Source organism: Kitasatospora sp. NBC_00039 (assembly GCF_045160625.1).
Lineage (GTDB): Bacteria > Actinomycetota > Actinomycetes > Streptomycetales > Streptomycetaceae > Kitasatospora.
Genome location: NZ_CP108289.1, coordinates 3,601,475 through 3,626,797 on the forward strand (window position 1 = coordinate 3,601,475; position 25,323 = coordinate 3,626,797).

General features: G+C 72.0%; 20 protein-coding genes. 7 read left to right on the forward strand and 13 right to left on the reverse strand.

The features are described from left to right. Positions 1-47: 47 nt before the first annotated feature. Entirely contained in the window at positions 48-1,634 is a 1,587-nt protein-coding gene (gene murJ, locus OG286_RS15875) for a murein biosynthesis integral membrane protein MurJ (protein WP_396320682.1), read from the reverse strand. Between the two features lie 62 nt (positions 1,635-1,696). After that, complete coding sequence (locus OG286_RS15880; protein ID WP_405361251.1) at positions 1,697-2,854, reverse strand: lipid II:glycine glycyltransferase FemX; 1,158 nt, start codon at positions 2,852-2,854, stop codon at positions 1,697-1,699. Between the two features lie 140 nt (positions 2,855-2,994). Here OG286_RS15880 and OG286_RS15885 point away from each other — a divergent pair, with 140 nt between their 5' ends. Beyond that, positions 2,995-3,660: a response regulator transcription factor gene (locus tag OG286_RS15885; protein ID WP_396320680.1), complete on the forward strand. Its 666-nt coding sequence runs from the start codon at positions 2,995-2,997 to the stop codon at positions 3,658-3,660. Positions 3,661-3,662: 2 nt separating this feature from the next. Beyond that, complete coding sequence (locus OG286_RS15890) at positions 3,663-5,081, forward strand: sensor histidine kinase (RefSeq protein ID WP_405361249.1); 1,419 nt, start codon at positions 3,663-3,665, stop codon at positions 5,079-5,081. On the opposite strand, the gene OG286_RS15895 is transcribed toward OG286_RS15890, so the two are convergent. From OG286_RS15895 to OG286_RS15910, 4 genes are all read right to left on the reverse strand, one after another. Next, positions 5,078-6,340 (reverse strand): sensor histidine kinase, encoded by a 1,263-nt coding sequence (locus tag OG286_RS15895; RefSeq protein WP_405361247.1) that lies wholly within the window; start codon positions 6,338-6,340, stop codon positions 5,078-5,080. The genes OG286_RS15890 and OG286_RS15895 overlap by 4 nt on opposite strands. A gap of 8 nt (positions 6,341-6,348) precedes the next feature. Then, the gene (locus tag OG286_RS15900; RefSeq protein WP_396320677.1) at positions 6,349-7,071 is read right to left on the reverse strand and encodes an ABC transporter permease; all 723 of its coding nucleotides are present in this window, start codon (positions 7,069-7,071) and stop codon (positions 6,349-6,351) included. Further along, positions 7,068-8,024 (reverse strand): ABC transporter ATP-binding protein, encoded by a 957-nt coding sequence (locus tag OG286_RS15905; protein WP_396320676.1) that lies wholly within the window; start codon positions 8,022-8,024, stop codon positions 7,068-7,070. The genes OG286_RS15900 and OG286_RS15905 overlap by 4 nt, the downstream gene beginning before the upstream one ends. 218 nt (positions 8,025-8,242) lie before the next feature. Further along, positions 8,243-10,396 carry a prolyl oligopeptidase family serine peptidase gene (locus tag OG286_RS15910; protein WP_405361245.1) on the reverse strand — a complete coding sequence of 718 codons (2,154 nt, stop codon included), beginning with the start codon at positions 10,394-10,396 and terminating at the stop codon, positions 8,243-8,245. A 315-nt stretch (positions 10,397-10,711) separates the two neighbouring features. Here OG286_RS15910 and OG286_RS15915 point away from each other — a divergent pair, with 315 nt between their 5' ends. The 5 genes from OG286_RS15915 to OG286_RS15935 all read left to right on the forward strand — a co-directional run bounded on the left by OG286_RS15915 (position 10,712) and on the right by OG286_RS15935 (position 16,815). Next, entirely contained in the window at positions 10,712-10,906 is a 195-nt protein-coding gene (locus OG286_RS15915; protein WP_396320674.1) for a DUF2304 domain-containing protein, read from the forward strand. A gap of 31 nt (positions 10,907-10,937) precedes the next feature. Next, positions 10,938-11,951, forward strand: a complete 1,014-nt coding sequence (mshB, locus tag OG286_RS15920; protein WP_405365386.1) for an N-acetyl-1-D-myo-inositol-2-amino-2-deoxy-alpha-D-glucopyranoside deacetylase — start codon at positions 10,938-10,940, stop codon at positions 11,949-11,951. Beyond that, complete coding sequence (locus OG286_RS15925; protein ID WP_396320672.1) at positions 11,948-12,409, forward strand: DUF6113 family protein; 462 nt, start codon at positions 11,948-11,950, stop codon at positions 12,407-12,409. The genes mshB and OG286_RS15925 overlap by 4 nt, the downstream gene beginning before the upstream one ends. Before the next feature lie 239 nt (positions 12,410-12,648). After that, positions 12,649-14,940: a peptidoglycan binding domain-containing protein gene (locus OG286_RS15930; RefSeq protein ID WP_396320671.1), complete on the forward strand. Its 2,292-nt coding sequence runs from the start codon at positions 12,649-12,651 to the stop codon at positions 14,938-14,940. A gap of 159 nt (positions 14,941-15,099) precedes the next feature. Then, the gene (locus OG286_RS15935; RefSeq protein WP_396320670.1) at positions 15,100-16,815 is read left to right on the forward strand and encodes an ABC transporter family substrate-binding protein; all 1,716 of its coding nucleotides are present in this window, start codon (positions 15,100-15,102) and stop codon (positions 16,813-16,815) included. Positions 16,816-16,873: 58 nt separating this feature from the next. On the opposite strand, the gene OG286_RS15940 is transcribed toward OG286_RS15935, so the two are convergent. The 7 genes from OG286_RS15940 to OG286_RS15970 all read right to left on the reverse strand — a co-directional run bounded on the left by OG286_RS15940 (position 16,874) and on the right by OG286_RS15970 (position 25,321). Next, positions 16,874-17,893, reverse strand: a complete 1,020-nt coding sequence (locus OG286_RS15940) for an ABC transporter ATP-binding protein (protein ID WP_396320669.1) — start codon at positions 17,891-17,893, stop codon at positions 16,874-16,876. Beyond that, the gene (locus tag OG286_RS15945; protein ID WP_396320668.1) at positions 17,886-18,977 is read right to left on the reverse strand and encodes an ABC transporter ATP-binding protein; all 1,092 of its coding nucleotides are present in this window, start codon (positions 18,975-18,977) and stop codon (positions 17,886-17,888) included. Before OG286_RS15945 ends, OG286_RS15940 begins: the two co-directional genes overlap by 8 nt. Before the next feature lie 14 nt (positions 18,978-18,991). Continuing rightward, positions 18,992-19,981, reverse strand: coding sequence for an ABC transporter permease (locus tag OG286_RS15950; protein ID WP_396320667.1), 990 nt, complete (start codon positions 19,979-19,981; stop codon positions 18,992-18,994). Further along, positions 19,974-20,918, reverse strand: coding sequence for an ABC transporter permease (locus OG286_RS15955; protein WP_396320666.1), 945 nt, complete (start codon positions 20,916-20,918; stop codon positions 19,974-19,976). Before OG286_RS15955 ends, OG286_RS15950 begins: the two co-directional genes overlap by 8 nt. A 93-nt stretch (positions 20,919-21,011) precedes the next feature. Then, positions 21,012-22,655, reverse strand: coding sequence for an ABC transporter substrate-binding protein (locus tag OG286_RS15960; RefSeq protein ID WP_396320665.1), 1,644 nt, complete (start codon positions 22,653-22,655; stop codon positions 21,012-21,014). A gap of 412 nt (positions 22,656-23,067) precedes the next feature. Further along, on the reverse strand, positions 23,068-24,279 hold the full coding sequence (locus OG286_RS15965; protein ID WP_405361237.1) for an ABC transporter ATP-binding protein: 1,212 nt from the start codon (positions 24,277-24,279) through the stop codon (positions 23,068-23,070). Further along, entirely contained in the window at positions 24,269-25,321 is a 1,053-nt protein-coding gene (locus tag OG286_RS15970; RefSeq protein ID WP_405361235.1) for an ABC transporter ATP-binding protein, read from the reverse strand. Before OG286_RS15970 ends, OG286_RS15965 begins: the two co-directional genes overlap by 11 nt. Positions 25,322-25,323 lie beyond the last annotated feature (2 nt).

A 25,323-nucleotide genomic window follows, 5' to 3' on the forward strand; every position in this document is an offset into this window, starting at 1 on the left:
CGGCGCCGGGGCCGCCTGGGGCCCCGGCCGGGTCGAGCGGCCCGTCCTTACCGACGGCGCAGGCGCGCGGTCAGCACGGCCACCTCCTCCACGCGCAGCAGCCGGCCGAGGAGAAGGAACACCACGGCCAGCGCCAGACCTCCCACCGCCAGGCCCGCCCACGCCGGCCCGACCGCCCGCGACGCCGCCCACGCGGCCGCGCCCGCGGGCAGGGCGGCCACGAGCAGCCGGGCGTGCGTGCCGAGGATCCTCGCGGAGCCCAGGGCACCCAGTCGCCGGCGGAGGAGGAGCGCCGCCCCGCCCACCGCCAGCAGGAACGATGCCCCGTAGCAGGCCGCCATGCCCGTCACCGCCCAGCGCAGCGGCAGGCACGCGTAGCAGAGCAGCGAGCCGGCGGCCGCCGCCGCGACGGGCAGCAGGTTGAGCAGGAACGGCGTCCGGCTGTCCCGCATCGCGTAGAGGACGCGAGTGAGCGCGTAGGCCGCCGAGTACAGCACCAGCCCGGGCGCGAAGGCCGTCAGCATCCATCCGATGGCCCGCACGTCCGCTTCCCCGGCCTTCCCGTGCCCGAATGCGACCTCCGCCAACTGCGGTGCCAGTACGGCGAGTCCGCACGCGGCGGGCACCGTCACCACGGCCACCGTCCGCAGTGCCCGCGAGGCCAGGTCACGCACTTCCGACAGCGAGCCCCGGGCCGCCGCCGCGCTCATGCCCGGCAGGACGGCCGTCACCAGCGACACCGTCATCACGCCGTGCGGCACGATCCAGAGCAGGTACGCGCTGCTGTAGGCGGTGTAGCCGACGCCCCCGGCCACGCCCGCCGCCTCGGCGTGCGCGCCGACCGCCGTGGAGAGCCGCGTCACCACCCAGTAGCCCACCTGGTCGGTCAGGACGAGCAGCAGCGTCCACCCGGCGGCGCGCAGCGGGTCGGCGAGGCCGGCCTCGCGCCAGTCCCAGCGCGGGCGCAGCCGCACCCCGGCGGCGCGCAGGCAGGGCAGCAGCGCCGCGCTCTGGACGACCACGCCGAGCGTCGTCCCCGCGCCCAGGAACGCCAGCTGCGCCTGCGTCGGCGAGCCGGCCCCCAGCAGCGAGCCGAAGACGGCGATCACCACGAGGTTGTTGAGCACCGGCGCCCACGCCATCGGCGCGAACCGCTGCCGGGCGTTGAGCACCTGGCCGAGCACGGTGAACAGGCCGTAGCAGAACACCTGCGGCAGGCAGAGGTAGGCCAGCAGCACGGTGCGGTCCAACTGTTCGCCGCCGTACGAGGTGTAGGCGCGGACGATCAGCGGCGCGGCCGGCACGACCACCGCCGTGATGACGACCAGCACCGTCACCAGCAGGCTGACCAGCCGGTTGATGTGGGCCGCCCCGCCGTCCTCGGACTCCCGTGCCGCCTTGACCAGGTGCGGCACCAGGGCGGTGTTCAGCGCGCCGCCGATGAGCAGCACGAAGAGGATGTTGGGCACGGTGTTGGCGACGTTGTAGCCGTCCGCCGGCAGGCCGGAGCCGAGGACCGCGACGACGAGCGCCGCACGGACGAAGCCGGTGGCCCGGGAGACGATGGTGCCGGCGGCCATCACCAGACTGGGCGGTATCCGACGGCGCGGCTTGCGGTGGCGCAGACGCTGCACGGGCGGCCTCCCCCCGTCGGCCCCAACTACGGTGTGCTCGGCAAGAGTTGTACTCAAACGACTCACCCCTGCCGCCGTGCCAGGTAGCGCCGGAACGCCGCGTGCAGCGGCCGGTTCAGCGGCAGCTCCCACTCCCCGAGGCCCTCCACGACCTGTCCGCCGGTGCCGAGCTTCCAGCGCAGCAGGCCGTAGTCGGGCCCGGAGGGGTCCAGCGAGGGCTGGACGCCGCGCAGGTCGTACACGTCGGCACCGAGCCCGTGGGCGGCCTGGATCATCGACCACTGCAGGGCGTTGCCGGGCCGCACCTGCCGCCCCTGCGTGGCCGATCCGCCGGTCAGGTACCAGGCCCGCCGGCCGACCGTGACGAGGGTGTGCGCGGCCAGCACCTCACCACCATGGCGGGCCAGCAACAGTCGCATCCGGCCGGGAAGTTCGGCATTGAGCTCGGTGTACTGCCGCTGGTAGTAAGCGAGTCCGCGGCCGAGGTCGAAGCAGCCGCGCCGCTCGGTCTCCCGCACCAGTGCGTAGAAGCACTCCAGATCCTCGAACGCACCCTCGGCGACCGACACGCCCGCCGCCCGCGCCCGGCGGACGTTGCGCCGCCACTCCGGTCTCAACCCATCCCAGACGGAGCCGAGTTCACGCCCGGCGAGGGGCAGCCGGAAGGTGAACCGGGGCTGGGTGTCCCGTCCGGCCGGCTGCCAGCTGAGCGCCCGCAGCCGCTCGCCGGTCGTCGAACCGACCGGGTCGACGGCGTCCGGCAGCACCTCGGAGAGCCGGGAGACCGAGCCGCCCCGCACCGCCGCCCGGACCGTCGCCGCCTCCCAGATCCGGTGGGCCGGCGGCGGGCCGATCCGCACCGTGAAGACGCCGCGCGAGCGCAGCAGGTCGACGAGCGGCTCCAGCCGGCGGCCGAGGTCCGGCCCGGACCAGTCGATGGCCGGGCCCTCCGGCAGGTAGGCGAAACTGCGCCCCAGCCCGCGGACGTCCCGGTACAGCACCAGCGCCACGGCGACCGTCCGCCCCTCGGCGCCGGTCCAGGCCAGGCTCTCGGCCCGCCAGCCCGCTTTCACCCGGGCCCAGGACGGGCACTGCAGAAAGGTCGTGCCGCCGTGGGCGGCGATCCAGGCGGCGTGCTCCGCCGCCGGTATCGGCACCACCCGCAGCGGACCGCTGTCCGCCGGACAGGCGGCAGCGGCCTCCGGGACGACGACGGTCATCGGCGATCCCCTCTCGCTCAGGGCGCCGGCGGGGAGCGCCGGCGGACGGCGAGAGCATGCGCCGGGGTGCCTGAAGCGAGGCTGAGAAAGCTGAAGACCGCTTAAGGAACGTTTCGCGGCCGGGTGGCATCCTGATCCGCATGGAGATTCTGGTGGTGGAGGACGACGCCCAGGTCGCCGCCGCGGTCCGCCGCGGCCTGGAGGCGGAGGGATACACCGTCGACCTCGCCCCGGACGGCCTGACCGGCCTCCGGCTGGCACAGCGGCACGCCTACCGGGCGATCGTCCTCGACATCATGCTGCCCGGCCTGAACGGCTACAAGGTCTGCGAGGCGCTGCGCGAGGGCGGCGACACCACCCCGATCCTGATGCTCACCGCCAAGGACGGCGAGTACGACGAGGCCGAGGGCCTGGACACCGGCGCGGACGACTACCTCGTCAAGCCGTTCTCCTACCTGGTCTTCCTGGCCCGCCTGCGCGCCCTGCTCCGCCGCAGCCAGACGCCCGGAGCGCTGCTGCGGGTCGGCGACCTCTGGCTGGACCCGGCGGCCCGCCGCTGCGGCCGCGGAAGCGCCGAAGTCACGCTCACCGAACGCGAGTTCGCCGTCCTGCGGTTCCTGGCCCAGCACCCCGGCGAGGTGCTGTCCAAGCGCCGGATCGTCGACGAGGTCTGGGACATCGCCTTCGACGGCGAGGAGTCCATCGTCGAGGTGTACATCAGCATGCTGCGCCGCAAGGTGGACGCGCCCTTCGGCCGGCACTCGATCGGCACCGTCCGCGGCGCCGGCTACCGGCTGGAGGCCTGACGGTGCTGGGCCGGCTCTCCACCCGGATCCGCACCTCGCTCGCGGCCGGCCTGGCCGCGCTGCTGCTGCTCGGCGTCGGCGCCTGGTGGCTGCGCGGCCATATGTACGACGCCCAGCTGGCCGCCGCCGAGTCGGAGGCGCAGTACCAGGCGCGGGAGATCGGCCGCGCCTTCACGCTCGGCCAGCAGCTGCCGGACAGCGACCTGATGCCCTACCTCGTGCTCGACAAGGACGGCCGGCTGCTCACCCTGGGCGGGCCGCTCACCACCCAGCGCCTGGCCGCCCCGCTGCCACCGGTGGCCCCGGCGCTCGCCCCCGCCGGCTGGCAGCCGGAGGGCGAGCGGATCACCGTCGGCCCGGCCAGCCCGGCCGCCGCCAACCGGTACTCGGGGCGCACCTTCGCCGCGATGGGCAGTTGGAGCATGTACTACCGGGTGACCGACACCACCGGCCCCACCACGCCCCCGCTCGGCCCGGTCACCGTGTACGTGCTGGCCACCCCGTTCGCCGCCGAGGCGGCCCTGCACACCATCGACCCGGTGCTCCGGGCGGGCGTGCCGGCCGCCGCGCTGCTGGTGGCCCTGATCGCCTGGGTGGCGACCAGCCGCGCGCTGCGGCCGGTGGAGGCGATCCGCGCCGAGCTGGCCGAGATCGGCGAGCACCGGCTGGACCGCCGGGTGCCGGTGCCGAGGTCCGGGGACGAGATCGCCCGGATGGCGACCACCACCAACGCCACTCTGGACCGGCTGGAGCGCTCGTCCGTCCAGCAGCAGCGGTTCGTCGCGGACGCCTCGCACGAGCTGCGCAGCCCGATCGCGGCGCTGCGCACCAACCTGGAGGTCTCGCTGGCCCACCCCGAGCGCACCGACTGGCCGGCCGCCACCCAGGAGGCGCTGACCTCGGTCGAGCGGCTCCAGCAGCTCACCGAGGACCTGCTCTTCCTGGCCCGCGGCGCCCACCCGGCCGCGGCCGGCCCGGACACCACTGTCGACCTCTCCGCCGTGCTGCGCGAACTCGCCGACCAGTACCGCCCGGTGATCGGCGGCCGGCCGGCGCTGGTGGTGGACGCGCCCGACCCGCTGCCGGTGCGCGGCAGCCGCCTCCGGCTGCACCGGCTGGTCCGCAACCTGCTCGACAACGCCCGCCGGCACGCCACGTCCGAGATCGTGCTGGCCACCCGCCGGACGGCACACGGCTGCGTCCTGGAGGTCCGCGACGACGGGCCGGGCGTGCCGCCGCAGGACCGCGAGCGGATCTTCGAACCGTTCACCCGGCTCGACGAGGCGCGCAGCCGGGACGCCGGCGGCAGCGGCCTCGGGCTGGCCATCGCGGCCGACATCGCCACCCGGCACGGCGGCACCCTGCGGGTCGCGCCCTCCCCGCGCGGCGCCCGCTTCCTCCTCGAACTCCCCGACCTCTAGGAGATGTTGGTCGCCTGACCCACGGTGGGGGCCGACACCGTCCGCAGCGGCACCAGCGCCCGCAGCCGGAAGCCCCTCCCGCGCTCGCCCGGCCCGGTCTCCAGCCGGCCGCCGACCAGCGCCAACCGCTCGTCCAGGCCGGAAAGCCCGTTCCCCGGCGCCGACTTGCCCGGCCCGGCCCCGTTGTCGGTGATCTCCAGGACGGCGTACCGCTCTCCGTTGCCCTCCCACGCCTCGTCCCCCCGCACGGTGCAGAGCGTCGCGCCCTCGCCGTGCCGGACGATGTTGGTGACCGCCTCGCGCAGCGCCCAGGCCAGCGCGCCCGCCTCCTCGGTGGCCAGCCCCGGCCAGGCGTCCACCAGCTCGGGCGCCGCCTCCAGCCGGACCTGCGCGGCCGCCAACGCCGTGCGGGCAGCGGCGAGTTCGACCGGCAGGGTGGGCCGGCGGAACCCGGTAACGGCCTCCCGGACGTCGATCAGCGACTGCCGGGCGACCTTCTCGATGTCGGCGACCTGCGCCCGCGCCGCCTCGTCCTTGCCGCCGTCCATGAACCTCCCGGCCAGCTCGCTCTTCAGCGTGATCAGCGAGAGCGAGTGCCCGAGCAGGTCGTGCAGGTCCCGGGCGAGCCGCAGCCGCTCCTCGGACGCGGCGAGGTGGGCGACGGCGGCCCGCGCCTCGCGCAGCTCCCGCATGGTGGTGACCAGCCGCTGCAGCCCGGTCATGGCGGCGCCGGAGAGGAAGGCGGTGAGTGCGATGGTGGGGATCGCTCCGGGGTCGGCGTGGCTGAGCAGCCCGACCGCCACGGTGAGCCCGGCCATCCCGCCCACCCCGGCGATCCCGTACCGCGGCGGCGCGATGATCGCGACCGCCACCGAGGCGTAGGTGAACAGGGTCAGCCAGGAGGTGCCGAGGCCGAAGGCGGTGACCACCGCGATGACGGCCATCATCGCCACCACCGCCTGGGCGGCGCGCGGCGGCGAGCCGGGGCGGGAGCGGAAGACCACCAGGCTGACGTAGGCGGCGACGAAGGCGGCCAGGGCGATCCAGCCGGCCAGGGTGGCGGCCGTCCCGTGCTTGTGCTGGAGCAGGTCGCCCACCGGGTAGGCCAGGTAGACCATCCAGAGCAGCATCCAGCTGACCTTGACCAGCAGCTGCCGCCTGGTCTCCACCGGAGCGCCGGGGACGTTCATGAACGACACGCGCCCCGCCCCCGCCTCCGGCTGCTCGTCGGTTCGGTGGGTACGGGGCGTGTCGGGCATGAGGGTCATCATGCCTGCCGGGTGTCACGGCGGTACAGCCCGGCCGCGGCGGCGACGAAGACCACCAGGAAGGCCGCCAGCCCGGCGACCGCGACCAGGTCGAGCGAATGCCCCGGCTGGGTGAAGGTGGCGAGCCTGTTGTACAGGTACACCGGGTCGAACCGCGCGAACCTCTCCAGCGTGCCGGTCACCGGGAACCACGTCCCGCCGAACAGCGCCATCGCCATGTAGGCGATCATCACGATGGTCTGCACCGAGTCCGGCGCCGCCGCGTAGCCGAACGCCACCCCGAGCGCCGCGAAGACGAAGCTGCCCAGCCAGAGCGCGGCCGCCAGGCCGGCCCACTGTCCCGCGCTCAGCCGCACGCCCTGGGTCGCGCCGACCGCGAACACCACCAGGATCGCGGGCAGGGTGGTCACCGCGCTGGAGGCGATCTTCGCCACGGTGTACGCCCGGCCGGGGAGCGCGGTCAGCCGCAGCTGCCTGGTCCACCCGCTCTTGCGCTCCAGCGAGATCCGCTGCGCGCTGCCGGTCAGCACCGAGCCGACCGCGCCGAAGGTGGCCATCGACACCATGAAGTAGGTCTTCACCGGCAGGCCGCCGGCGGCCTTGTCGGTGCCGTAGGCGTTGATGAAGAAGAAGTACATCAGCGCCGGGTAGAGGATCGTGAAGAGCAGGTACTTCTTGTTGCGCAGGGTGCGCATGATCTCCAGCTGGATCAGGGTGGTCATCGCACGGCCTCCGTCGCGAACCGGTTGGTGCCGGCGGCGTCCTGCTCGCCGGTGATGGTCAGGAAGGCCTGCTCCAGGCCCAGGCCGGTGACCTCCAGGCCGCGCGGGTACAGGCCCGCGCGGTAGAGCCCGGCGACGCCCGCGTCGGCGTCCGCGGTCCGGATCCGGACCGTCCGCACCCCCGGCACCCGGGCGCTGACGTCCAGCGCCAGCGTGCCCGGCAGGGTGCGCAGCAGCGACTCCTCGAACGGGCCGTCCACGTCGTGCAGTTCGAAGGTGATCCGGCGGGCGCCGGCCTTCGCCTTGATCTCGGCGGAGGTGCCGTCGGCGATCAGCCGTCCCCGGTGGAGGACGAGGACGCGGTCGGCGATCGAGTCCGCCTCCTCCAGGTAGTGGGTGGCGAACAGCACGGTGCGCCCGGCGTCGGCCTGCGCCCGCATGCTCGCCCAGAACGCCTGCCGGACGGAGACGTCCATGCCGGTGGTGGGCTCGTCCAGGACGATCAGGTCGTTGGCGCCGGCGATCGCCAGGGCGAAGCGCACCCGCTGCTCCTGGCCGCCGGAGAGCCTGTCGGCCCGGCGCTCGGCCAGCTCGGTGATCCCGGCATCGGCCAGCACCTCCTTGACGGCCCGGCCGCGGGGGTGGACGTCACAGGCCAGCTTCACCAGCTCGCGGACCTTGACGTCGGCCATCAGCCCGCCGCTCTGCAGCATCGCGCCGACCCGGCCGGCCGTGATCGCGTCGCGCGGGGCGCCGCCGAACAGCGAGACGGTGCCGTGGTCCGGCTCGCGCAGGCCGAGCAGCAGGTCGAGGCTGCTGGACTTGCCGGCGCCGTTCGGGCCGAGCAGGGCGACGGTCTCTCCCGGCCTCAGCACCAGGTCCAGGCCGTCGACGGCCCGCACCCGCCCGTAGTTCTTGCTGACGCCCCGGAAGGCGGCCACCTCTGTGCCCATCGCCCCGGTCCTCTCCCCTGCTGGTGTCGTTCGCACCACCTCAGCGTCCCGCGCCGGCCAGGTACGGCGGCAGTGCCCGCCGTCGTGGCTTCCGCATGACGGATGTCATGCCGGCGGCCGGTACCCGGGTCACGGGCACCGGCCGCCGAAGCCGCAGGTCAGCAGGTCAGCAGGGAGTGGTGGTCAGCAGGGCTTGGGGGTCAGCAGGGCCGGGGGGGTCAGATCCCCAGCGACTTCTTCACGAAGTCGACCTGGAGCAGCAGCAGGTTCTCCGCGACCTCCTCCTGCGGGGTCATGTGCGTCACGCCGGAGAGCGGCAGCACGGTGTGCGGCCGGCCGGCCGCCAGCAGGGCCGAGGAGAGCCGCAGGGTGTGCGCGGCCACCACGTTGTCGTCCGCCAGGCCGTGAATGATCATCAGCGGGCGCTCCAGCCCGGCCGCGTACCCGCTGAGCGAGTTGGCGGCGTACACTTCGGGCCGCTCGGCGGGGTGGCCGAGGTAGCGCTCGGTGTAGTGGGTGTCGTACAGCTCCCAGTCGGTCACCGGGGCGCCGGCGACGGCCGCGTGGAAGACGTCCGGGCGGCGCAGCACGGCCAGTGCGGAGAGGTAACCGCCGTACGACCAGCCGCGGATGGCGACCCGCTCGAGGTCCAGCGGGAACTCCTCGGCGAGCGCGTGCAGCGCGTCCACCTGGTCGTCGAGGGTGGCACCGGCGAAGTCGAAGGCGATCGACTTCTCCCAGGCCGGCCCGCGGCCGGGGGTGCCGCGCCCGTCGGCGACGATCACCGCGAACCCCTGGTCGGCGAACCACTGCGAGTTGAGGTGCGGGTTGTGCGCCTGGACGACGCGCTGGCCGTGCGGGCCGCCGTACGGGTCCATCAGGACGGGCAGCAGGCCGTCCCGCTCCCGGTCGTAGCCCGTGGGCAGGAAGACGGCGGCGGGGATGCGGCGCTCGCCGGCGTAGCGGAAGACCGGGCGGGCGGTGATCACCGGGGTCTCGGCGTAGGACTCGATGGTCGCGACATCGTCGACCACCACGCCCTCGGGCAGGTCGCGGGCGACCTGGACCAGCGTGCCGGGCAGGTCGGGCTCGGCGGTGGCCCGGACGGTGATCCCGCCCGCGTGCACGGCGGTGGTGACGGACGTGAACGGCCGGCCGTTGGAAGCCTCCCAGCCGAGCCGCTTGCCGTCGTGGCCGATCCGGCCGGCGGCGATCCAGCCCGGCTCGGGGTCGGTCTCCTCGGCGCCGCCGGAGGCGGTGAAGAAGACCTCCTCGGCCGTCACGGCGAGCACCGAGCGCAGGTGCAGGTCGGCCCCGGTGACGGCGTGGTCGCCGATCACCAGCGCGCGCACCCCGCCCTCGTCGCCGATCCGCACCAGCTTGCCGTCCGGCGTCCAGGCCGGGACGCCCTGGAACAGCTCCAGCCAGGCGTCGTCGCGCTCCTCGTGCAGCACCTCGGTGGCGCCGGTCTCCACGTCCACGCCGAGGATCTGCTGGCTGCGCTGGTCGCGGGCCTGGACGAGCAGCAGCGGCACGCCGCCCGTCGACCAGTGCACCCGGGCCAGGTAGGGGAAGGCCGCGCGGTCCCAGTCGACCTCGACCCGGGTGCCGTCCAGGCCGAGGGACCAGAGCCCGACCTCGGCGTCGGCGGTGCCGGCGGCCGGGTAGGCGATCTCGGCGGGCTCGCTGCCGGGGTTGGCCGGGTCCGCGATCCACCAGCGGCGCACCGGGCTGTCGTCGGCCCGCTCGACCAACAGCCGGTCGCTGTCGGGGGACCACCAGAAGCCGCGGTCACGGCCCATCTCCTCCTGGGCGATGAACTCCGCCTGGCCCCAGCTCACGTTCGCGCCGTCGGGCTCGGCGAAGGCCCAGTCGGCGGTGCCGTCGGTGCGGGTGAGCCGCAGCTCGCCGGCGGTGTTGGCGTACGCGACGAAGGTGCCGTCCGGGGAGAGCCGCGGGTCCAGCAGCGGGCCCTCGGCGGGCAGCTCGGTGCTGGTGCCGGCGACCAGGTCGGCGGTGAACAGCCGGCCGGACAGGGCGAAGGCGGCCAGCGCGCCGGCACCGTCCAGGGCGTAGCCGACGATGCCGGCCGAGCCCTCGCGGCTGCGCTCGCGGCGGGCCTTCTCGGCCGGCGAGAGGTCCTCCTCGCCGCCGCCGAGCAGGACGGCCGGGTCGGCGGCGATGCGCTCCTCGCCGGTGGCGGTGTCGAGGGTCCAGAGCAGGTTGGCGCGGTCGCTGCCGGAGCGCGAACGGAGGAAGACGACCCGGGAACCGTCGGATGCGACGGAGAACGACCGGGGCGCGCCGACGGTGTAGCGCAGCGTGCGCGCGTACTGCCTCGGGAAGGTGTCCGCAGGGGTGTGGGAGGTCATGGCACCAGACCTTATGACGTTCCGGTGCCACCACCCGGCGGATTGTGATCACTCGTTCGGAGCATCGCCCGGAAGTGTGCACCGAACGGGCCCGCACCCCGTCCGACCGGCCCGTACGCCCCCGCCGTACAACAATGCCCCGGCGCATGCAGACTCACTGAACGTAATGCGCCCCTCACTCATCGGGTATGACTGGTCCAACGAGTGATCGTCAAGCCCCGTCCCGGGCCGCGGTCACCCGACCGCAGGTCCCCACGGTCCCGACCGCCGCCCTCCCCGAGGGGGTGGCGCACCCGAGAAGGGGTGTGAACCGACATGGCTTTGTCCATCTCCGCAGCCATGCTGATGCTGGTCATCGTGGTGGTGCTGATCCGCCGCTCCGGCCTGAAGCTCGCGCACGCGATCGTCTGCGCACTACTGGGCTTCTACCTGGCGTCCAGCTCCCTCGCCCCCTCGATCAGCCAGGTCACCAGCAACCTCGCCGGGATGATCAACGGCCTGAAGCTCTAGCTCCCTGCCGCCGGTCGTTAGGCTTCCTCCCATGACCGTGACTACCGGCCGCCGCCTCCTCCTGGTCCACGCCCACCCCGACGACGAGTCGATCGGCAACGGCGCCACGATGGCCAGGTACGCCGCCGAGGGCGCGCACGTCACCCTGGTGACCTGCACCCTCGGCGAGGGCGGCGAGGTGATCCCGCCGGAGCTGGGCCACCTCACGGCGGACCGGGACGACACCCTCGGCCCGCACCGGATCGGCGAGCTGACCGACGCCATGCGCGCGGTCGGCGTCGCCGATTTCCGCTTCCTCGGCGGCCCGGGCCGCTACCGCGACTCCGGCATGATGGGCGTCCCCGACAACGAGGCGCCCGGCTGCTTCTGGCAGGCCGATGTGGACGAGGCCGCCGGCCACCTGGTCGCGGTGGTCCGCGAGGTGCGGCCGCAGGTGCTGGTCACCTACGACGAGAACGGCGGCTACGGGCACCCGGACCACATCCAGGCGCACCGCGTCGCGATGCGCGCGTACGAGCTCGCCGCCGACCCGGCGTACCGGCCCGGGCTGGGACCGGCCTGGCGGATCGCCAAGGTGTACTGGAACCGGATGCCCCGCTCGGTGATCGAGCAGGGCCTCGCCAGGACCGCCGCCGAGGCGCGCCACCCCGGCGTCGCGCAGCAGGCCGACGTCCCCGGCGTGGTGGACGACGCCGTGGTCACCACCGTGCTGGACGGCTCCGCGTACGCCGCCCCCAAGGCGGCGGCGATGGCCGCGCACGCCACCCAGATCACCGTGGACGGCGCGTCGTTCGCGCTCTCCAACAACCTCGGCCAGCCGCTGATCGCCACCGAGTACTACCAGCTGGTACGCGGCCAGGCCGGGCCGGAGCGGCCCGAGGACGACCTCTTCGCCGGCCTGGACACCGCCGGCGGCAGCAGCGCGGACGGGACCGCCACGGACCACGCCACCGCGGCCCACAGCACCGCGGCCGACAGCACCGCAGCCGACAGCACCTCGGCCCACAGCACCGCAGCCCACACCGTCGAGGAGAGCGCCCGATGACCGAGCCGACCGAGACGAAGGCGCCCCGCCGCTCGATCACGGTGACCGTCCTCGGCACCCGGGCGGAGCGCCTGAAGGAGCCCCAGCCCCCTCGGGCCGGGCGGATCGCGGCTTATGTCCTGTTCTTTCTGCTGGGCATCGCGGTGTCGGTCTGCGGAGCATTTGTGCAGGCCTTGTGGCCGCCCGTGGGAGTCCTGCTGGCGCTCGCCGCGACCGCCGCGACCTTCTACGCGGGCCTGCGGGTGACCGGCACCCGGCTCGGCGCGGCAGCGCCGGCGGCCGGCTGGTTCCTCGCACTGCTGCTCCTGATGGTCCCTCGCCCGGAAGGGGACAATGTGCTCTGGACCAATGCCACGTCGCTCGCCTGGCTGTTCGTCGGATCGATCCTGGGCGTGATCTGTGCCACCCTTCCGACCCGGAGCAGCTGGTTCCCCGGGGTGCCCGGCCCCCCGCGCTGACCGCCCCGCTGGGCCGCGTACGGTACCGCGTACGACGAGCAGTCAGGACCACACGGCCGTACTCTCATACCGGAGGAACCGGACGTATCAGGTTCTATCCGAACCGGTTCACCGCTCAGTTCTTCCCAGTATGGTGGTGCGGCAGAACGCCGTACCCGACCGCCGATCCCGCCAGGCCCGGCGCCCACGAACCGCGGTCGCGCCGCACGGCCCGCCCGCGAACCCGGAGCAGAGCAGCATTGAGCAGCCGCGAATCTGAGAACGCCCACCCGACGCCTCGGCGCACGGGCCCGGACGCCTACCCGTCGGGCACCCCGCCCTACGGCACACCGGGATTCCCCGGCGGCGACCGTGCTGGTGCCGGTGCCGTCGAGGGTTCGGCGCCGGGTGACGAGGACGAGGCCCCGAAGACCGAGACCACGCTGACCACGCGGGTCCGGATCAACATCCCCGGCTCGCGTCCGATCCCGCCGGTGGTGGTCCGCTCCACCGTCAAGAACGAGGACGGCCCCGGCGAGGAGAACCCGCCGGCCGCCCCAGAGCCGGCCGGTCCCCGGCACCGCTCGGCCGCACCGGCCTCCCCCGTGCTCGGGGTGATGGACGGCAGCGCCCGGACGGCGACCCCGCCGAACCTGCCGCCCGAGTGGGAGATCCCGCCGGCCACCTCGGAGTCCGAGTCCACCGGCGCCTGGTTCCGGCCGCGCCAGAAGAAGGGCTCGGCCGCCGAGACCGCCCCCGCCGCGGTCCCGGCCGGTGCCCCGGGCGCCCCCGCCGCCGGACCGGCCACGCCCGCCGCCGGCACCGAGGCCCGCCCGAACGGCGCGCGCCCCAAGAACGCCGGCCGTGGCCAGCAGCCGGGCCCCGGCGCGGCCCGCCAGGGCGGCCGCCCGCTGCCCGCGCAGGCCGCCGCCCCCGCCCCGCGCCCCACCGGCGCGCCCGCCTCGCCGTTCGGCGCCGGCAGCGACGCGCCGGCCGACGACGCCGGTGTGTACGAGGACGCCCCGTTCGCCCCCGGTGCGCCCGCCGACCCCTTCGCCCCCAGCCGCGACCTGCCGCGCCGCAACCCCCAGGGTGGCGGCCGTCCTCAGCCCCAGGGCCAGGGCCGGCCGGCCGGCGGTGCACCGGACGCGGCGAACCCGGAGGACACCTCGGTCGACGGCTTCGAGCCGATCCGCGAGGACACCCCGCCCGGCGCCATATCCGGCCTGCCCCAGAACGGCCTGCCCCCGCACGGCGCCCCGCAGAACGGCCGCCCGCAGCAGGGCCTGTTCGCCTCGGCCCCGGCCGGCACCGACCCGTTCGCGGTCCAGCGGCCCCCGGCCGGCGCCGAGCCGTACGGCAGTGCTGCCCCCGGCGGCCTCTTCCCCGGCGCCCCCGGCCGCCAGGGCGAGCCCGCAGCGCCGGCCGACCCCTTCGACACCTCCCCCGCCCAGCCGCGCCCGGGCGCGCACGGCGGCCCGGACGGCGAGGCCCCCACCGGCCCCGCCGCGGTGCCGGTCCCCGCGCCCGGCCCCCGGCCGGACGCGCCCGCCAAGCCGGCGGCCCCCAAGACCGGGGCGGCCAAGGCCAAGCGGGGCGGCACCGGCAAGAAGCTCGTCAAGCTCGGCGTCTACGGCGTCGGCGGTGTGCTCTTCCTGGGCGCCGCCGCGTACGGCACCGGCCTGATGCTGAACCAGTCCGACATCCCCAAGGGCACCGTGGTGCTCGGCACGGACATCGGCGGCAGCAACCGCGACCAGGCGATCCACCAGCTCGACGACAGCGTCGGCAAGGCCGGCCAGCAGCCGGTCAAGCTGAAGGTCGGCGACCAGACCCTGGACCTCGACCCGGCCGTCGCCGGGTTGGGCTTCGACACCACGGCCACCGTGGACAAGCTCACCCAGCACTCGTACAGCCCGGTCGACGTGATCACCTCGCTGAAGGGCGACGAGAAGGCCGTACCGCCGGAGGTCAAGGTGGACCGGGCCAAGCTCAAGGCCGCCCTGGAGGCGCTGGCCGCCGGCTCGGGGCAGGGCCTGACCGAGGGCTACGTCAAGTTCGGCGACAACGGCGAGCCGATCGTGGTGCCCGGCAAGGCCGGCCAGGCGGTGGACTCCGCCTCCGCCGTCGACCAGGTCGAGCAGGCCTACCGCGACCGAGCCGCCGGCAAGCCCGAGCAGCCCGTCACGCTCACCGTCACGGCCGCCCAGCCGAAGATCTCCCCGCAGGCCCTCCAGGCCGCCGCGGACAGCCTCGGCAAGTCCGCGGTGAACGGCAGGATCCACATCGTGGCCGGCGTCAAGACCTGGGACTTCGGCCCGAAGACCGCCCCCAAGACGCTCACCCTGGTGCCCGACGCCTCCGGCAAGATCGTGCCCAAGTGGGACCTCGACGCGCTGGGCGCCCAGCTGGGCACCGTGTTCGACAAGGTGAAGATCAAGAAGAACGGCCAGAACGCCGCGATCACCCCGCAGGACGTCGCCGACGCCATCACCTCGGTGCTGGACAAGACCGGCGACAAGGACCGCACCTTCAAGTTCACCGTCGCCTGAGCGGTCCGCCACCGCTTGAACAGGCACCGCCGAGGGGCGGGCCGGCCCATGGAGTTGTCAAGGGCCGGTCCCGCCCCTCGACAACTCTGCTCCCAGGTCAGCAAGATGTGACGCCACACCACCCGCACCGCCTGTCATACCTGCACCGGGAGAACCGCCATGGGCCGCCGCCCCCTGTCACGCCGCACGGCACTGCTCGCCTGCCTCACCGCGGTCTCGCTGACGCTCTGCGGCTGCGGCTCCGGAGCCGACAGCGGTGACGGCTCCCGGGCACTGCCGACCACGCTGGAGACGCCCAAACTCACCACCGTCGACGTCAACCCGCACGACCGCGGGGAGCTGCGCCAGGGCGGCACCCTGAACGTCGCGATCGCCCAGCTCTCCAGCCAGTGGTCGCCGGTCCAGGCCGACGGCAGCGAGTCCTCCACCATCACCGTCACCAAGCCGCTGATGCCGACCTTCTTCCGCTCCGACGCGGCCGGCACCCAGACCGTCAACCCGGCCTATCTGCAGGACGCCCGCTCCGAGGTCCGGGACGGCCGCCAGGTCGTCACCTGGACGCTCAACCCGAAGGCCCGGTGGTCCGACGGCACCCCGATCACCTGGCGCGACATCGAGGCCAACTGGCGGGCGCTGAACGGCACCGACCCGGCCTACAAGGCGTCCAGCAGCACCGGCTTCGAGCTGGTCGCGGCGGTCGACAGGGGCAAGGACGACTTCCAGGCCGTGATGACCTTCGCGCGGCCGTTCTCCGAGTGGCAGTCGATGTTCAACGGCGCCGCCAACGCCCCGCTGATGCCGGCGAGCCGGCTCGCCACCCCGGAGCTGTTCAACACCGCCTACCTGGACGCGATCCCGGTCACCGCAGGCCCGTTCAAGGTCGAGAAGCTGGACAAGGCCGCGCAGACCGTCACCCTGGTCGCCGACCCGGCCTGGTGGGGCGAGAAGCCACTGCTGGACCGGATCGTCTTCCACGCCGTGCTCCCCAACGCGATGGCCGCGGCCTTCGCCAAGGGGCAGATCGACCTCTTCAACAACGGCCCGGACGTGGCCGGCTACCAGCTGATCAAGAGCACCAAGGGCGCCGCCGTCCGCCGCGCCGGCGGGCCGGACTTCCGCCAGTTCACGCTGAACAGCAGGAGCCCCCTGCTGACCGACCCTGCCGTCCGCCAGGCCGTCTTCCAGGCGATCAACCGGGACGTGATCACCCGCTCCGACCTCAACGGGCTGGACTGGCCCACCGTCACCCTCAACAACCACCTGCTGGTCGCCAACCAGAACGCCTACCGGGACAACTCCCTCGGCCTCAGCCGCTACGACCCGGCCGAGGCCGTCCGGAAGCTGGACGCGGCCGGGTGGAAGCTCGACGGCGACGTCCGGAAGAAGGACGGCAAGGAACTCAACCTGCGGATGGTCATCCCGGCCGGCGTCACCCAGGCCCAGACCGAGGCCGAGGTCACCACCAGGATGCTCAAGGACGTCGGGGCCAAGGTCACCACGGTGACCGCCAACCCCAACGAGTTCTTCGACAAGTACGTCAACCGGCACGACTTCGACCTCGCCGCCTACTCGCTGCTCGGCACGCCGTTCCCGGCCAGCGGCAACCGGGCCAGCTTCGCCCAGAACGGCGGCACCAACCAGTCCCAGGCCGGCAGCCCGGCCGTCGACGCCGCCCTCGACCGGGCCTCCGGCGCGACCGACGCCGCCACCGCCTTCGAGGCCATCAACCAGGCCGACGGCGAGCTGTGGAAGGTGGCCGGCGTCCTGCCGCTCTACCAGCGCCCGCAGCTGTACGGCGCCCGCGCCGACCTCGCCAACATCGGCGCGCAGGGGCTGTCCGACATCGTCTGGGAGAACGTCGGCTTCACCAAGTGACGGGCCGGGCACCGGAGTCGCTACGACCCCGGTGCCCGGCCCGGCCACCGGACGGCGCTCAGCCCGCGCCGATCACGTCCCGCACCTCGGCGAAGTGGCACGCCGACTCGTGCGCGGCCGGCCCGGTCAGCACGGACGGCACCGCCAGCAGCGGGACCTCGGTGGAGCAGCGCTCCTGCGCCTTCCAGCAGCGGGTGCGGAACCGGCAGCCGGACGGCGGGTTGGCCGGCGACGGCAGGTCCCCGCTGAGCAGGATGCGCTCACGCTGTTCGCGCCCGGTCGGGTCCGGCACCGGCACCGCGGAGAGCAGCGCCTGGGTGTACGGATGGGTCGGGTGGGCGTAGATCTGGTCCTCCGTCCCGATCTCGACCAGCTTGCCGAGGTACATCACGCCGACCCGGTCCGAGATGTGCCGGACGATCGAGAGGTCGTGCGCGATGAACATGTACGACAGCTCGAACTCGCTCTGCAACTGCTCCAGCAGGTTGATCACCTGCGCCTGGACGGAGACGTCCAGCGCGGAGACCGGCTCGTCACAGATGATCACCTCCGGCTTGAGCGCCAACCCCCGGGCGATGCCGATGCGCTGGCGCTGGCCGCCGGAGAACTGGTGCGGATACCGGTTGATGTACTCGGGGTTGAGCCCCACCACGTCCAGCAGGTCCTGGACGGCCTTGCGGCGGTCCCCCTTCGGCGCCACCTCCGGGTGGATCTCGAACGGCTCCCCGATGATGTCGCCGACCGTCATGCGCGGGTTGAGCGAGGTGTACGGGTCCTGGAACACCATCTGGATGTTGCGGCGCACCGCCTTCAGCGCGGCACCGGAGAGCCGGGTGATGTCCTCGCCCTTGAACAGGACCTCGCCGGAGGTGGCCCGCTCCAGGTTCATCAGCACCTTGGCCAGCGTGGACTTGCCACAGCCGGACTCGCCGACGATCCCCAGTGTCTCCCCCCTCTTCAGCTCGAAGGAGACCCCGTCCACCGCCTTCACCGCGCCGACCTGCTTCTTGAAGACGATCCCCTGGGTCAGCGGGTAGTACTTGACCAGATCCCGGACCTCCAGGATGGGCTCAGCCATGGAGGGTCTCCTTCCAGAGGTGGCAGGCGCTGCGGCGGCCCGGCAGGTCGGCCCCGTCGGCGTCCAGCACCGGTACCAGCCGCGGGAGTTCGGTGCGGCAGCGGTCCACCGCCCGGTCGCAGCGGGGGTTGAAGGCGCAGCCCTCGGGGATCCGCAGCAGGCTCGGCGGCAGGCCCTGGATGGCGTAGAGGTTCTGGCCCTTCTGGTCCAGCCGGGGGATCGAGTTGAGCAGGCCGCGGGTGTACGGGTGGGCCGGCCGCGCGTACAGCTCGTGCACGGGGGCCGTCTCGACGATCCGGCCCGCGTACATCACCGCGATCTTGTCGGCGACGTCGGCCACCACGCCGAGGTCGTGGGTGATCAGGATCAGCCCCATGTTGAACTCGGCCTGCAGCTCCGCCAGCAGGTCCATCACCTGGGCCTGGACGGTCACGTCCAGCGCGGTGGTGGGCTCGTCGGCGATGATCAGGTCCGGTTCCAGGGCCAGCGCCATCGCGATCATGATGCGCTGGCGCATGCCCCCGGAGAACTGGTGCGGGTAGTCGTTCACCCGCTGCCTGGCCGCGGGGATGCGCACCCGCTCCATCAGCTCGACGGCCTTCTCCTTGGCCTCCTTGCGCGAGGCCCCCTGGTGCACCCGGAACATCTCACCGAGCTGGTAGCCCACGCTGAGCACCGGGTTCAGCGAGGAGAGCGCGTCCTGGAAGATCATCGCGATCTTCCGGCCACGCACCGCCCGGCGCGCCTTGGGGCTCATGGTGAGCAGTTCCTCGCCCCGGAACCGGATCGACCCGGAGGTGATCTTCCCCGGCGGCATGTCCAGGATGCCCATGATGGCCTGCGCGGTCACCGACTTGCCCGAACCGGACTCGCCGAGCACCGCCAGGGTCTCCCCCGCCGACACCGCGTAGCTCACCCCGTTGACGGCCTTGGCCACGCCGTCCCGGGTGTGGAACTCGATGTGCAGGTCCTCGACCTCCAGCAGCGGAGTGCCGGGCACCAGGCTCTCCCGGCCGCCACCGACCACCTCCACCGCGTTCTGGCGGGGTACCGCACCCTTCGACAGCTTCGTCGCGTCACTCATCTCCGCGGCCCTCCTCAGCGCAGCTTCGGGTCGAGGGCGTCGCGGACCGCGTCGCCGAGCATGATGAACGCCAGCACGGTGATGCTCAGCACGACGGCCGGGAAGAGCAGCACATGGGGCGCGGTCAGGAAGCGGGACTGCGCGTCGCTGATCATCAGACCCCAGGAGATCGCCGGGGACTGGATGCCGATGCCGAGGTACGAGAGCGCGGCCTCGGCACCGATGTAGACGCCCAGGTTGATGGTCGAGACCACGATCACCGGGGCGACCGCGTTCGGCAGGATGTGCCGGGTGACGATCCGTCCGGTGCCGGCGCCGAGCGCCTTGGCCGCGACCACGTAGTCGTTGTGCTTGTTGGAGAGCACCGCCGAGCGCATCAGCCGGTAGATCTGCGGCCAGCCGAGCACGGCCATCACCGCCGAGACCGTCCAGGCGTTGCCCTTGCCCCAGGTGGACATGATCAGCATGCCGCCGAGCAGCAGCGGGATGGCGAAGAAGATCTCGGTGACCCGGGAGAGCGCGCTGTCCCAGAGCCCGCCGATCCAGCCGGCCCAGAGGCCGAGCAGACCGCCGACCGCGACCACCAGGGTGGTGGTCAGGATGCCGACGATGATCGAGTTGCGAGCGCCCCAGATCGTCCGGGTGTAGATGTCGCACCCCTGGACGTCGAAGCCGAACCAGTGGTCCGCGCTGGGCCGCTTCAGCGAGTCGGCCAGGTTGCAGAAGCCGCCGGCCCTCGGGTCCCCGTCGGTGAACAGCTGCGGGGCGACGGCCAGCGCCACCATGAACAGCACCAGGAACCCGCCGATCAGGAACAGCGGGTTGCGTCGCAGGTCGTACCAGGCGTCGGTCCAGAGGCTGGCGACCCGTTCGCCGCCCTTGCCGCCCTTCCCGTCCTTGGTGAGCGTGGCGGCCTCCGCCGCGGGCCCGCTCGCGGCGGACCCGGAACCGGGCTGCCCCGGGACCGACACCCTCGTGTCCTCGCTCTTCGTCGGCTCACTCATAGCGGATCCTCGGGTCCAGGACGGCGTACATCAGGTCGACCACCAGGTTGGCGAACAGGTAGACGAGCACCAGGGCGCTCACGATGCCCACCACGATGGTGCGTTCGCGCAGGTAGACGGACTGGAAGAGCTGGTGCCCGACCCCGGGGATGTTGAAGATGCCCTCGGTGATCACCGCACCGCCCATCAGCCCGCCGAGGTCCATTCCCAGGAAGGTGACGATCGGGATCAGCGCGTTGCGCAGTCCGTGCCTGACCACCACCCGCATCGGGCTGAGCCCCTTGGCGACCGCCGTCCGGACGTAGTCCGCCCGCATCACCTCGATCAGGCTGGTCCGGGTGAGCCGGGCGACGTATGCCAGCGAGGTGGAGGCGAGGACGTAGGCCGGCAGCAGATAGGACCGGAAGCCCGCCTCCTCGTTGAACGAGACCGGGAAGAAGTCGATGCCGTAGTCGGTGTTGAGCTTCACCCCGAGGATCAGCTGGAGCACGAAGCCGATCACGAAGACCGGGATCGAGATGACCATCAGGGTCGAGATCAGCACTACGTTGTCGATGAACCTGCCGCGCCGCAGAGCGGCGACCACGCCCGCGGTGATGCCCACCACCATCTCGATGACCAGCGCGGTCACCGCCAGGTTGATGGTGTAGGGGAAGGCGGTCTTCATGACGTCCACGACCTGGTTGCCGCGGTAGTCCTCGCCGAAGTCGCCCTTGAACAGGCCGACCAGGTAGTCCCAGTACTGGACGAAGAACGGGTCGTCCAGGTGGTAGCGGTCGCGCAGCACCGCCACGACGGCAGGGTCCTGCCGCTTCTCACCGGCCAGTGCCGTGATGGGATCGCCGGGCAGCAGGAAGACCAGTGCGTAGATCAGGAACGTCGCGCCGAGAATCACCGGTATGGCCTGGATGATCCGGCGGACCACATAGCGGCCCATGCGGCCTCCTCGTGGCTCGGGGCACGCCGGTGGCGGGCGGCGCGGGGATCACCCGCGCCGCCCGTCAGCTCGTGCCGGTCAGCTGGGTCGCGGTCAGGCCAGTTCGACGTTGGCGAGGTCGATGCGGTTCTGGGCGTCGATGACGACGTTCTTGACGGCCTTGGTGTAGGCACCGGAGGTCATGTACGTGTAGACCGGGATGTACGGCAGTTCCTTGATCAGGATGTCGTCGGCCTGCTGGTAGAGCTTGATGCCCTCGGTGTCGGTCTTGGCGCTGTCGGCCCGGGCCAGCAGGGCCTCGAAGTCCTCGTTGACGTAGCCGCCGTAGTTGGACCCGTTGTCGATCGCGATCTTGGAGAAGATCGGCCGCAGGTAGTTCTCGATCGACGGGTAGTCCATCTGCCAGGCCATCCGGAAGGCCCCGGAGTACTTGTGGTCGCCCAGTGCGGTGAGGATCGCGCCGAACTTCTCGAACGGCTTGAAGGTGACGTCGACGCCGAGGTTGTTCTTCAACTGGTTGCCGACGGCCTCGATCCACTCCTTGTGGCCGCCGTCCGCGTTGTAGCCGATCTCCAGCGTGTTCCCGGGCAGGCCGCCGGCCTGGGTGAAGAGCTCCTTCGCCTTCGCCGGGTTGTACTTGGCGGCGTCGCCGAGTGCGCCCTGCCGGTAACCCGGAATGATCGGGCTGATGAAGTCGTCGGCGGGCTTGCGGGTGCCCGAGAAGATGGTCTTCGTGATCGCCTCGCGGTCGATCGCCATCGAGATCGCCTTGCGGATCTCCGGCTTCCCGAACGCCGGATTGGTCGAGATCGGGAATCCGAGGTAGCCGACCCCGGATTCCGGCTTGTAGATGTAGCGGTCACCGAACTCCTGCGCGACGGTCGACATCGCCGAGATCGGGAGCTTGTTGGTGATCTGGATGTTGTCCGCGCGCAGGTCGTTGTACGAGGTCTCCAGCTTGTCGTAAATCTTGAAGGTGACGGAATCCAGCTTTGCCTTTCCGTCGGCCGCCGGGAAGTTCTCGTACCGCTTCACCTTGATCTGCTTGTTGTGCTCCCACTTGCCGTCCATCTGGAACGGGCCGTTACCGATCGGCGCGTCCTCGAAGGCCTTCGGGTCGGCGAAGAACGCCTTCGGCAGCGGGTAGAACGCGGTGTAGCCGAGCATGGTCTTGAACTGGGAGAACGGGGCCTTGAGAGTGACCGTGAAGGTCTTGTCGTCGACGACCTTGAGGCCCTTGAGCTTGTCCGCGGCGGGCTTCTTGTCCTTGCCCGGGGCCAGCTCGTCCGAACCGAGGATCTTGTCGAAGAACGGCAGCCCCTCCTGCGCGTTGTCCTGGTTCGCCCCGTAGTTCCAGGCATCGACGAAGTTCTGCGCGATGACCTTCTCACCGTTGTGGAAGGTGTAGCCGTCCTTGAGCTTGATCGTCCAGGTGGTGGCGTCGCTGCTCTCGATCGACTCGGCGGCCCGCAGCTTCGGCGAGTTGTCCTTGTTGTCGTAGTCGACCAGGCCGGCGAAGAGCGCCGCGAGAACCTGGGCCCCCTCGGACTCGGCCGTGTTCTGCGGCACCAGGCCGTGCTGCGGCTCACCCGACTCGATGCTGATCGAGCCGCCCTTCTTGCCGGACCCGTTCGCCTGGTCCGAGGACTTCTTGTCGCTGCCGGTGCTGCACGCGGAGACCGCGAGCGCGGTGCAGGCCGCCAGCGCGGTCCAACGCATCGTCTTGGTGAGCCTCATTCAACTGCTCCTCGATTTAGGGGCTTACGAACGAACGGCGCCCCGCCAGTCGGTGTGCCGGGCATGGCGAAGGTCGACATCTCAGGGCCGATCCGCACAGTTGGCGAGGTGACCGCTGATACGCGCAGAGCAACTATCGATCACCGGACCCCTCCGGCGGAATCCACGTCACATCTCTTTTCAATTACATGCTCAGACCAAGTCGTGACATTGCTCGCCAAATTCCTGCATATCGCGCACGGAGTCCCGTGCTCCACTTTCCGGATAACGAACAATATTCTCCGGTATTCGATGCTTTACGGAGCGTAATGATCAAATTCGGCCGGGGAATTCCGGTGTTTCCGCAGGACAACGCGAGGGCGCGCCCTCCGCTGGGAGGGCGCGCCCTGGGTTCGGGATCCGGACGGTGGTGTCAACCGGTTTCCGGCGCCGGCGGGGTCGGGCCCCCGCCGTCCTCGCTCCGGCCGGTCCCGGGCCCGGCCGCACTGGGCCCGGTCTCGCGCTCCGCCGCGCCGTGCTCGATGTCGCGCTCCGCCGCGCTCTGCTCGATGTCGCGCTCCGCCGCGAAGTGACACGCCGAGTCGTGCCGGGCCAGCCCCTCCAGCCACACCGGCGCGGCCAGCAGCGGCACCTCCACCGTGCACCGCTCCTGCGCCTTCCAGCAGCGGGTGCGGAACCGGCAGCCGGACGGCGGGTTGGCCGGCGAGGGCACGTCCCCGGTGAGCACGATCCGGTCCCGCGACTCACGCGCCGTCGGGTCCGGCACCGGCACCGCCGAGAGCAGCGCCTGGGTGTACGGATGGGTCGCGTGGTCGTAGATCTCCAGGTCGGAGCCGATCTCGACCAGCCTGCCCAGGTACATCACACCGACGCGGTCGGAGATGTGCCGGACGATCGAGAGGTCGTGCGCGATGAACATGTACGAGAGGTTGAACTCCCCCTGGAGCTGCTCCAGCAGGTTGATCACCTGCGCCTGGACGGAGACGTCCAGCGCGGAGACCGGCTCGTCACAGATGATCACCTCCGGCTTGAGCGCGAGGCCGCGGGCGATGCCGATGCGCTGGCGCTGGCCGCCGGAGAACTGGTGCGGATACCGGTTGATGTACTCCGGGTTCAGGCCCACCACGTCCAGCAGGTCCTGGACGGCCTTGCGCCGGTCGCCCTTCGGAGCCACCTCGGAGTGGATCTCGTAGGGCTCGCCGATGATGTCGCCGACCGTCATGCGCGGGTTGAGCGAGGTGTACGGGTCCTGGAACACCATCTGGATGTTGCGCCGCACCGCCTTCAGCCCGGCACCGGAGAGCCGGGAGATCTCCTCCCCCTTGTAGCGCACCGACCCGCCGGTGGCCGGCTCCAGGTTCATCAGCACCTTGGCCAGCGTGGACTTGCCGCAGCCGGACTCCCCCACGATGCCGAGCGTCTCCCCCTGGACCAGGTCGAAGGAGACCCCGTCCACCGCCTTCACCGCGCCGACCTGCTTCTTGAAGACGACGCCCCTGGTGAGCGGGAAGTGCTTGATCAGGTCCCGGACTTGGAGGATCGGCTCGCCGGGCGGCACCTCCCGTGCGAACGCGACGTCCTCCGGCACCGCCGGCCCCAGTGCGCTGGCCCCGTTAGCGGTCATGGAGGGTCTCCTTCCAGAAGAAGCAGGCGCTGCCCCGCCCGGCCATCTCCCGGCCGTCGTCCTCGGTGACCGGGAACAGCTCCGGCACTTGGCCCCGGCAGATGTCCTGGGCCCGCGGGCAGCGCGGGTTGAACGCGCAACCCGGCGGAATCCGCAGCAGGTTGGGCGGCAGGCCCTTGATCGCGTACAGCTCCTGGCCCTTCTGGTCCAGGCGCGGGATGGAGTCCAGCAGGCCGCGGGTGTACGGGTGGGCCGGCCGCGCGTACAGCTCGTGCACGGGGGCCGTCTCGACGATCCGGCCCGCGTACATCACCGCGATCTTGTCGGCGACGTCGGCCACCACGCCGAGGTCGTGGGTGATCAGGATCAGCCCCATGTTGAACTCGGCCTGCAGCTCGGCGAGGAGGTCCATCACCTGGGCCTGGACGGTGACGTCCAGGGCGGTGGTGGGCTCGTCGGCGATGATGAGGTCCGGTTCCAGGGCCAGCGCCATCGCGATCATGATGCGCTGGCGCATACCGCCGGAGAACTGGTGCGGGTAGTCGTTCACCCGCTGCCTGGCCGCGGGGATGCGCACCCGCTCCATCAGCTCGACGGCCTTCTCCTTGGCCTCCTTGCGCGAGGTCCCCTGGTGGGCCCGGAACATCTCACCGAGCTGGAACCCCACGGTGAGTACGGGGTTCAGCGAGGAGAGCGCGTCCTGGAAGATCATCGCGATCTTCTGCCCGCGGATCTGCCGCCGCTCCTCCTTGCCCATCTTGAGCATGTCCTGGCCCCGGAACCTGATCTCGCCCCGGGGGATCCGGGCCGGCGGCATGTCCAGGATGCCCATGATCGCCTGCGCGGTCACCGACTTGCCCGAGCCGGACTCGCCGAGCACCGCGAGCGTCTCCCCCGCCCGGACGCTGTAGTTGACCCCGTTGACCGCCTTGGCCACCCCGTCCCGGGTGACGAACTCGACGTGCAGGTCGCGGACGTCCAGCAGCGGCCCCTCGTAGGGCGCCTCCCGCTTCGGCTTGCCGGTGTCGACAGCTGTGGTCACGA